This is a genomic window from Streptomyces sp. H27-C3 (genome assembly GCF_030063415.1).
Taxonomy (GTDB): domain Bacteria; phylum Actinomycetota; class Actinomycetes; order Streptomycetales; family Streptomycetaceae; genus Streptomyces.
Window position 1 is genome coordinate 71,626 of the sequence record NZ_JASITA010000001.1, and the last position, 10,163, is coordinate 81,788.

1 protein-coding gene is annotated in these 10,163 nt (G+C 74.2%); it reads right to left on the reverse strand.

The genetic code is table 11. The annotated features are described in order from the left end of the window. Positions 1-20: 20 nt before the first annotated feature. Positions 21-10,160 (reverse strand): type I polyketide synthase, encoded by a 10,140-nt coding sequence (locus tag QMK30_RS00380; RefSeq protein WP_283515058.1) that lies wholly within the window; start codon positions 10,158-10,160, stop codon positions 21-23. Positions 10,161-10,163 lie beyond the last annotated feature (3 nt).

Here is a 10,163-nt window from a genome sequence, read left to right on the forward strand (position 1 = left end):
GGACGGGAACTGGGCGATGTTCAGGGCAGCTTGCGGACCCACTCGTCGACGGCGGTCGCCGTGGACCGCGCGTACCGCTCCATCAGCGTGTAGTGGTTTCCGGGCACTTCGGTGACCGTCTCGGCGTGTTCGGGGGCCGGCGGCCGGTCGTCGGACCCGGCTTCGTCGCCGGCCATCCAGTCGTCCGCGCGGACCACCAGGGTGGGCGCCTTGGCCACGGGAGCGTCCCAGTCCGCGAAGATGCCGAGGTAGCCGCCCATCGCGGTGAGTTGGGTGCCGGGCGCGGAGATGAAGTCGAAGCGCTCCGACTGCTCGCGCACCACCGCCGACTGGAACCGGTCGGCCATGCCGTGCTCGCGGGTGAAGCTGTCGAGCATCACGATGCCTTCGACGGGCCGGCCCAGTTCCTCCAGCCGGCAGGCCACGGCGTGCGCGACCCAGCCGCCGGAGGAGTAGCCGACGAGCACCACCGGTTCCTCGCCCGCGCACTCGGTGACGGCCCTGACGTGTACCTCCACGAGGGCGTCGACGTCCTGCGGCAGCGATTCGCCCGGGCCGAAGCCCGGCTCGGGCAGCCCCCAGACGGTGCGCCGGCCGTCGAACGCGGCCGCGAACCGGGCGTACTGGTGCACCCCTGAGGGCGCCATGTACGGGCCGAAGCAGACCAGATGGGGCCCTTCCTCGCCCTGCGCCAGCCGGACCGGGGCCGATCGGTGCGCGGCGGCGGACGCCGCGTCGAAGGCCGGCCGCAACCGCGCGGCGGCCGTGACCATCTCGATGCCCTCGACGAGCCGGCCGAGTTCGCCGGCCCGACGGTAGAGGCCGACGAGGAGGTCGTCCTGCTCGGCCGGTGCGGCCGGGCGGGAGCCGCCACCGGGCACCTCTGCCAGCAGGGCGACGAGCCGCGCGGTCACCGCGACGGGGGTGGGGTGGTCGAAGACCAGGGTGCTGGTCAGCTTGAGGCCGGTGGCCCGGCCCAGCCGCTTGGCGAGCTGGACGGCGGTGAGCGAGTCGAAGCCGAGCTCCAGGAAGACGTGCCGGTCCCGCACCGCGTCCTCGGACGGATGGCCGAGCACGGCCGCGGCCTCGGACCGTACGAACTCCAGTACCGCCGCCTCGTGTTCGGCCCCGGTCAGCCCGGCCAGCCTGCGTACCAGGAGAGGCTCGCCGTCGGCCGGGTCGCCCGGGCCGGTCTCCTCGGCGGCCAGCAGGCGCCGCACCTCGGGCAGGCCACCGATCAGCGGACTGGGCCGGGCCGCGGTGAAGCCGGGCAGGAAACGCGTCCAGTCCACGTCGGCCACGATCACCGAGGTGTCGCCCTGCTCGACCGCGCGCCGTAGGGCCAGCACACCGAGGGCGGGGTCCATCGGGTCGAGACCGCGCAGCCGCAGCCGCTCCTCGGCCGCCCGGTCGACCATGCCGCCACCGCCCCAGGCGCCCCAGGCGATGGAGGTGGCGGGCAGCCCGCGCGCCCGCCGGTCCTCGGCGAGGGCGTCCACGAAGGCGTTCGCCGCCGCGTACGCGGACTGCGCGCCGCTACCCCAGGCGGCGGCGCCGGAGGAGAACAGGACGAAGGCGTCCAGTTCGCGGTCGGCGAGCAGTTCGTCCAGGTGGGCCGCGCCCGCCGCCTTGGCGCCCAGTACGGCGGCGAAGTCGGCCACGGTGGTGTCCGCGAGCATGGCGGGCGTGCCGACGCCGGCGGCGTGCACGACGGCGCTCAGCGGCGGCAGGCCGGCGAGTGAGTCCAGGAGTCCGGCCACCGCCTCCCGGTCGGCCAGGTCGCAGGCTGCGATCGTCACGCGGGCGCCCAGCGACTCCAGTTCGGCGCGCAGTTCCCCGGCGCCCTCGGCGGCGGGGCCCCGGCGGCTGGTCAGTACCAGGTGTTCGGCGCCGTCGGCCGCGAGCCAGCGTGCGACCCTGCCGCCGATGAAGCCGGTGCCGCCGGTCACCAGGACGGTGCCGCGCGGCTGCCAGCCGGGCCCGGCGGGGGCGCCGCCGCCGGTGGCGCGGAGCATCCTTCGGGCGTAGCTGCCTTCGGCGCGGACCGCGAGCTGGTCCTCTGCGGTGCCTCCGGACAGCGCCGCGGCCAGCCGGCGCCCGATCCGCCCGTCGGTGGCCCGTACGCCGGCGGGCAGGTCAATGAGGCCGCCCCACCGGGCCGGGTGCTCCAGAGCCGCGACCCGGCCCAGTGCCCACACCGGCGCCTGGCGAACGGCGTGGACGGGGTCGGCGGGCCCGGTGGACACCGCGCCCCGGGTCACGCACCACAGGGGTGCGTCGACGTCCGCGTCACCGAGCGCCTGTACGAGGAGCAGGGCCGTGGTGAGGCCTAGCGGCACTACGGGGTGCTCCGGGTGGGCCCGCTCATCGAGGGCGAGCAGGGACAGTACTCCGCGTACGCCACGGCCCGCCTCGCGCAGCGTGTCGGCGAGGGTGCGCCGGTCCTCGTCGCCCGCCACCTCCAGCCGTACGATCTCGGCGCCGTGCGCGGCGAGGGAGTCCAGCGCCAGCTCCACCGCCGGGTCGTCGGGCCGGTCGCGCGGGACGACCGCGAGCCAGACCCCGGGCAGGGAGGGCGGCGCAGCGTCGGGCACCGGCTTCCAGCTGATCCGGTAGCGCCAGGATTCCGTGGCGGCCTCGTCGCGGCGGCCCCGGTGCCAGGCGTTCAGCGCTGGGAGCGCGGAGCGCAGGGTGGCGTCCTCGTCGATCCGCAGCCCCTCGGCGAGCGCGGCCAGGTCCTCGCGTTCCACGGCCGCCCAGAACTCGGCGTCCACGGCGGACTCTGCCGCCGGGGTGGTGCTGGCCGCCGGCTGCGGCGTGTCGAGCCAGTACCGCTGCCGCTGGAAGGGGTACGTCGGCAGCTCGGCCGGCGCGCCGGTGCGGCCCCCGAACACCGCGTTCCAGTCGACCGGGACACCGTGCGCGTGCGCCTCGCCCAGGGAGGCGAGGAAGCGCCGGGCGCCTCCCGCGTTGCGGGTCAGCGTCGGTACGACGGCCGCCGCTGGACCGTCCGTACGCGCGTCGTCGACGGTGTCCTGGAGGCCGTACACCAGCACCGGGTGCGGGCTGATCTCGATGAAGACCCGGTGTCCGTCGGCCAGCAGGCGCCGGGTGGCCTGCTCGAAACGCACGGTCTGGCGCAGGTTGCGGTACCAGTACGCGGCGTCCGGCGCGGTGTCGAGCGGTTCGCCCGTCACCGTCGAGCAGAACGGTGTCTTCGGCGCGCTCGGCGCGAGCGTGGCGAGTTCCGCGGCCAGCTCGTCCCGTACGGCCTCGACCTGGGCGCAATGCGAGGCGATGTCCACCCGGACGCGCTTGGCCCGTACGCCGTCGGCCGCGCAGGCGTCGAGGAGTTCGGCCAGCGCGTCCAGGTCGCCGGAGACGACCACGGTGCGCGGCCCGTTGACGGCGGCCACGCTCAGCCGGCCCTGCCAGCGGGTGAGGCGCTCGGTGACCTCGGCCTCCGACTGCGGTACCGAGACCATGCCGCCCCGCCCTGACAGCCGGGCGAGCAGGGCGCTGCGGCGCGCCACGAGCCGGGCACCGTCCGACAGGGTCAGTGCCCCGGCGACCACGGCCGCCGCGATCTCGCCCTGCGAGTGGCCGACGACAGCGGCGGGGCGCACTCCGCACGAGCCCCACAGTTCGGCGAGCGCCACCATTACCGCCCACAGCACGGGCTGGATCACGTCTGGGCCTTCCAGCCGCGGGGCGCCGTCCGTACCCCGCAGTACGTCCTCAAGCGACCAGTCCACGTACGGGTCCAGTGCCTCGCCGCACGCGGTGATCCACTCCTTGAAGACGGCCGACGTGTCGAGGAGTTCGACGGCCATGCCCGCCCACTGGGAGCCCTGGCCGGGGAAGACGAACACCGGCTGGGCGGGGGCCCCGGCCGAGCCGCGGACCGCGAGCTCGTGGGAGCCGCCGGACGCGAGCGCGTCGAGGGCCGCGATCAGCTCTTCGCGGTCTTCGCCGACCACCACGGCGCGCTCGTCGAACAGGGTGCGGGTGGTGGCGAGCGCGTACCCGACGTCCCACGGGCGGGTCCGGCCCTCGCGCAGGAGCGCGGCCATGCGGTCTGCCTGCTCCTCCACGGCCGCCCCGGTCCGGGCCGACAGCAGCAGCGCTGTGGCCGCCGACGTGAACGGCTGCTGTGCGGGGGCGGCCTCCGGCTCCTGCTCCGGGTCCCGCGCGGGACCGTCGGCGCCGGAATCGGTGCGCGGCGCCTCTTCGATGATGACGTGGGCGTTGGTGCCGCTCATCCCGAAGGACGACACCCCGGCCCGGCGGGGACGGTCGGCCGCACCCCAGGCGACGGGCTCGGTCAGCAGCCGGACGGCGCCGGCGCTCCAGTCGACGTGCGGGGTCGGCTGCTCGGCATGCAGGGTCTTGGGGAGTACGCCGTGCCGCAGTGCCTGCACCATCTTGATGATGCCGCCCGCTCCGGCGGCGGCCTGGGTGTGCCCGATGTTGGACTTCAACGAGCCCAGCCACAGTGGCCGGTCCCCGGACCGGTCCTGGCCGTACGTCGCCAGCAGCGCCGAGGCCTCGATGGGGTCGCCGAGCCGGGTGCCCGTGCCGTGTCCCTCGACCACGTCGACATCAGCGGCGGACAGCCCGGCGTTGGCAAGCGCCTGCCGGATCACGAGCTGCTGGGCCCGGCCGCTGGGCGCGGTGAGGCCGTTGGACGCGCCGTCCTGGTTGACGGCACTGCCCCGGACGACCGCCAGCACCTGATGGCCGTTGCGGCGGGCGTCGGACAGCCGCTCCACCAGCAGCATGCCGACGCCCTCGCCCCATCCGGTGCCGTCGGCGTCGGCGGAGTACGCCTTGCAGCGGCCGTCGGCGGCGAGCGCGCGCTGCCGGCTGAACTCGACGAACGCACCTGAGCTGGACATCACGGTGACACCGCCCGCCAGCGCCAGGTCGCACTCGCCCTGGCGCAGGGCCTGGGCCGCCAGGTGCAGGGCGACCAGCGAGGACGAGCACGCCGTGTCCACCGTCACGGCCGGCCCTTCGAGACCGAGGGTGTAGGCGATGCGCCCGGAGGCCACACTGGCGGCGTTGCCGGTGCCCAGATAGCCCTCGACGCCTTCGGGGACGGCGAGGCCGCGCCGGATGTAGTCCTGGTATCCGGAGCCGACGAACACCCCGGTGCGGCTGCCGCGCACGGTCGCCGGGTCGATGCCGGCCCGTTCGAACGCCTCCCAGGAGGTCTCCAGGAGCAGCCGCTGCTGTGGGTCCATGGCCGTTGCCTCGCGTGGCGAGATACCGAAGAACGCGGCGTCGAAGTTGGCCAGGTCGTACAGGAATCCGCCGGCCCGCGCGTAGGTCGTGCCCGGGTGATCGGGGTCCGGGTGGTAGAGCGTGTCCAGGTCCCAGCCTCGGTTGTCCGGGAACACCGACATCGCGTCCGTGCCCTCCTCCACGAGCCGCCACAACTCCTCCGGCGAGCTGACGCCGCCCGGGTAGCGGCAGCTCATCGCGACGATCGCGATCGGCTCGTCGTCCGCCCGGAGCCGCGCGCCCGCGGCCTCGGACTCGTCGCCGGTGCCCAGCAGTTCGACGAGCAGCCAGCCCGCCAGGTCGAGCACGGACGGGTAGTCGAACACCAGGGTCGTGGGCAGCGCCAGGCCGGTGGCCCGGATCAGCCGGTTGCGCAGCTCGACGGCCGTCAGCGAGTCGAAGCCCAGGTCACGGAAGGCCCGCCCGGGCTCGACGGCCTCGGGACCCGGGTGTCCGAGCACGGCCGCGGCCTCGGCCCGTACGAGTTCCATGAGCGTACGGTCCCGCTCGGCCGGGTCCGCCTGGGCGAGGGCTCGGCGCAGGGCCGTGGCGGTGTCGGCCGCCTCGTCGGACCGCCCGGACGGCGCGGCGGTGGCCTCCCGGACTTCCGGCAGCTCGCCCAGGAACGGGCTGGGCCGGCCCACGGTGAAGGTCGGGGCGAAGCGCGCCCAGTCCACGTCCGCGATGGTCACCGCGGTCGCGCCCCGCCCGACCGCCCGGTCCAGCGCCTTGATCGCGGACTCCGCCGCCAGCGGTTCGAGGCCGCGCCGCCGCAGGCTGTCGGCGACCTCGGAGGTGCCGGCCATGCCGGAGTCGGCCCAGGGCCCCCACGCCAGGGCGGTGGCCGGCAGGCCGCGCGCCCGGCGGGCGGCGGCGAGCGCGTCGAGATGGGCGTTGGCGGCGCTGTACGCGGCCTGGCCGCCCCCGCCCCACACCCCGGCGATGGACGAGAAGAGCACGAACGCGTCCAGCTCGTGTCCGGCGGGGAGTTCGCCCAGGAGTTCGTCGAGGTGGACCGCGCCCGCCGCCTTCGCGGCCAGGACGGCAGCGAAGGCGGCCGGATCGGTGTCGGCCAGCAGCGCCGGGGTGTCCACGCCCGCCGTGTGCACCACGGCGGTGAGCGGGCAGTCCGCGCCCGCCGTGGCCACCGTGTCCGCGAGCAGCCGGGCCAGCGCGTCCCGGTCCGCCACGTCGCAGGCGGCGAACGTCACCCGGGCGCCCAGCGCCTCCAGCTCGGCGCGCAGCTCGTCGGCGCCCTCGGCTGCGGGACCCCGGCGGCTGGTCAGGACGAGGCGCCCGGCGCCTCGGCCGGCGAGCAGCCGGGCGACATGTCCGCCGAGCGCGCCGGTCCCGCCGGTGACCAGGACGGTGCCCCGCGGGCGCCATTGCGCGATCGACCGCACCTCGGCCGCGGTGGCGTGAGCGAGCCGCCGGACGAGCACACCACCCGCGCGTACGGCGAGCTGGTCCTCCGGGCCGTCGGCGGTCAGTACGCCGACCAGCCGGGCCAGTACCGGTTCGTCGCACTCCTGCGGCAGGTCCACGAGGCCGCCCCACCGGCCCGGGTGCTCCAGTGCGGCCACTCGGCCGAGTCCCCAGATCTGCGCCTGACCGGGGGCCGTCACCGCGTCGTCGTCCGGCGATGTCGACACCGCGCCGCGCGTGGCGCACCACAGCGGTGCCTCGACCCCCGCGTCGCCCAGCGCCTGGATCAGGGTCAGGGTGCCGGCGACGCCGCCGGTCAGGGCGGCCAGGCCCGCCAGGGGGCGCTCGTCCAGGGCGAGCAACGAGACGACGGTGCGCGCGGCAGTGCCGGCCGTGGCCGTACGGAGCCGGGCGGCGAGCGCGTCCCGGTCCTCGGCGCCGTCGACGGTCAGGCAGGTGGTGCGCGCACCACGTGTGAGGAGTGCGTCCCGGAGTCCGGCCGCGATGTGTCCAGCGGTGTTGTCCGGCCCGTCGGCGGGCAGCACCAGCAGCCAGTGCCCGTCGGCGGTCACGGCCGCGGCGTCGGCCTCGGCCGCCGGATCGCTCAACTGCTTCCACGTGATGCCGTACTGCCAGTCCTCGACCGTGGATCGCCGGCCGCCGATGGGGGCGGCCGCTTCGAGCCAGTAGTGCTCGCGTTGGAAGGCGTAGGTGGGCAGGTCGACGCGTCGTGCGCCGCGCCCGGCGAAGACGGCCGTCCAGTCGACGGCCGTGCCGTGGACGTGGAGCTGGGCGAGGGCGGTGGTGACCGCTACGTCCTCGGCGCGGTCGGCACGCAGCGCGGGGATGACGACGGGACCATCGAGAACGGCCTGAGTCATGGCGGTCAGGACACCGCCCGGGCCGACCTCCAGGAACGTACCGACCCCTTCGCCCGCAAGGGAGTTGACCGCGTCCGCGAAGCGGACCGCCTCACGGACATGGCGCACCCAGTAGTCCGCGGAGCAGAACTCTGCCGCCGACACCAGACGACCGGTGAGGGTGGAGACGATCGGCAGCCTCGGGGCTTCGAAGGAAGCACTCTCCACGACGGCCCGGAAATCGGCCAGCATCGCGTCCATGAGAGGCGAGTGGAACGCGTGGGAGACGGACAGAGCCTTGGTCTTACGGCCGTCAGCCGACAGCTTCTCCACCACCGCCGCCACCGCGTCCTCGGCACCCGAAACCACCACCGATGACGGCCCGTTGACTGCGGCGATGCCCGCACGGTCTTCGAGTCCGGCCAGTAGCGCCCGCACCTCATCCTCCGAAGCCTGCACCGCGACCATCACTCCCCCACCAGGGAGCGCCTGCATCAGCCGGCCACGCGCAGCCACCAGAGCCGCCGCATCTTCCAGCGAGAGCACGCCCGCCACATGAGCCGCCGCGAACTCACCCACCGAATGACCCGCCAGGAAGTCCGGCCGCACACCCCACGACTCCACCAACCGGAACAACGCCACCTCAACCGCGAACAACGCCGGCTGCGCATACCCCGTCTGGTTCAACAGCTCCGCGTCCTCACCGAAGACGACATCCCGCAACGGACGCTCCAGATACCCGTCCACATGCGCACACACCGCATCAAACACATCCGCGAACACCGGGAACGACCCATACAGCTCACGCCCCATCCCCAACCGCTGACTCCCCTGCCCCGAGAACAAGAACGCGGTCCCGCCATCACGGCCGCTCACCCCCTCGACCACCTGTGCGGCGGACTTTCCCTCGGCCACCGTCTTCAGGCCGGCGACGAGTTCGTGCAGGTCTATTCCGACCACAGCGGCCCGGTGTTCCAGCACGGCCCGCGACGTGGCCAGGGAATGGGCCACGTCCACCGCAGTGACATCACCGAGGCCGAGGACGTGCGTCAGCAGTCGCTCCGCCTGTTCGCGCAAGGCCGCGCTGTTACGGCCCGAGAGGGTCCAGGCGACGGGCAGAGGCCCGGCGGCCGGATCGGTCGCGTGCTGCCCTGCGAGATCCTCTTCGGCGTCGGGGACCGCCGGCGCCTGCTCGATGATGGTGTGGGCGTTGGTCCCGCTCACGCCGAAGGAAGAGACGGCGGCCCGGCGCAGACGGCCGTTCTCCGTCCAGGCCCTGGGCTCGGTGAGGAGACGTACGGCGCCGGACGACCAGTCGACGTGCGGGGACGCCTCATCGGCGTGCAGGGTCTTGGGGAGGACGCCGTGCCGCATCGCCTCGACCATCTTGATGATCCCGCCCACGCCGGCAGCCGCCTGTGTGTGCCCGATGTTGGACTTGAGCGAGCCGAGCCACAGCGGCCGGCCTTCCGGCCGGTCCTGCCCGTACGTCGCCAGCAGCGCCTGCGCCTCGATCGGGTCACCCAGCCGCGTACCCGTACCGTGCGCCTCCACCACATCCACATCGGCCGGGGACAACCCGGCGCCGGCCAGGGCTTGTTCGATGACGCGCTGCTGGGCGGGGCCGTTGGGGGCGGTGAGGCCGTTGGACGCGCCGTCCTGGTTGACGGCACTGCCCCGGACGACCGCCAGGACCGGGTGGCCGTTGCGGCGGGCGTCGGACAGCCGCTCCACCAGCAGCATGCCGACGCCCTCGCCCCAGCCGGTTCCGTCGGCTTCGGCGGCGAAGGACTTGCAGCGGCCGTCGACGGCGAGGCCCTGCTGGCGGCTGAACTCGGTGAACATGCCGGTGGCGGCCATGATGGCGGCACCGCCGGCCAGCGCCATCGAGCACTCGCCCTGCCGCAGTGCCTGCACCGCCAGGTGCAGGGCCACCAGAGAGGAGGAGCACGCGGTGTCGACGGTCAGCGAGGGGCCTTCGAGACCGAACGTGTACGACACCCGGCCCGAGGCGACGCTGGGAGCGGTGCCGGTGAGCAGGAAGCCCTCCAGCTCTTCCCGGGTGTCGCCGCTGCCTGCGTACCCCTGGTAGGCGAGGCCGACGAACACGCCGGTCCGGGAGCCCTTGACGGAGGTGGGGGCGATCCCGGCGCGTTCGAAGGCCTCCCAGGCGACCTCCAGGAGCAGCCGCTGCTGCGGGTCGGTGGCCAGGGCCTCGCGGGGGGACATCCCGAAGAAGCCGGGGTCGAACCGACCGGCTTCGTGCAGGAACCCGCCCTCTCGGGTGTAGCACTTGCCGGGCACGCCCGGGTCGGGGTCGTACAGCGCGTCGAGGTCCCAGCCACGGTTGGTGGGGAAGCCGGTGACGGCGTCCGCGCCACCCTCGACCAGCTGCCATAGTGCTTCGGGGCTGTCCACCTGCCCCGGATAGCGGCAGCTCATCGCCACGATGGCGATCGGCTCCTGGTTCTTGGCCTCCACCTCGTGCAACCGGCGCCGGGTCTGCTTGAGATCCGCCGTCACACGCTTGAGGTAGTCCAGCAGTTTCTGCTCGTTCTGTGCGTTCTCTGTGTTCGCTTCGTTCTGCATGTC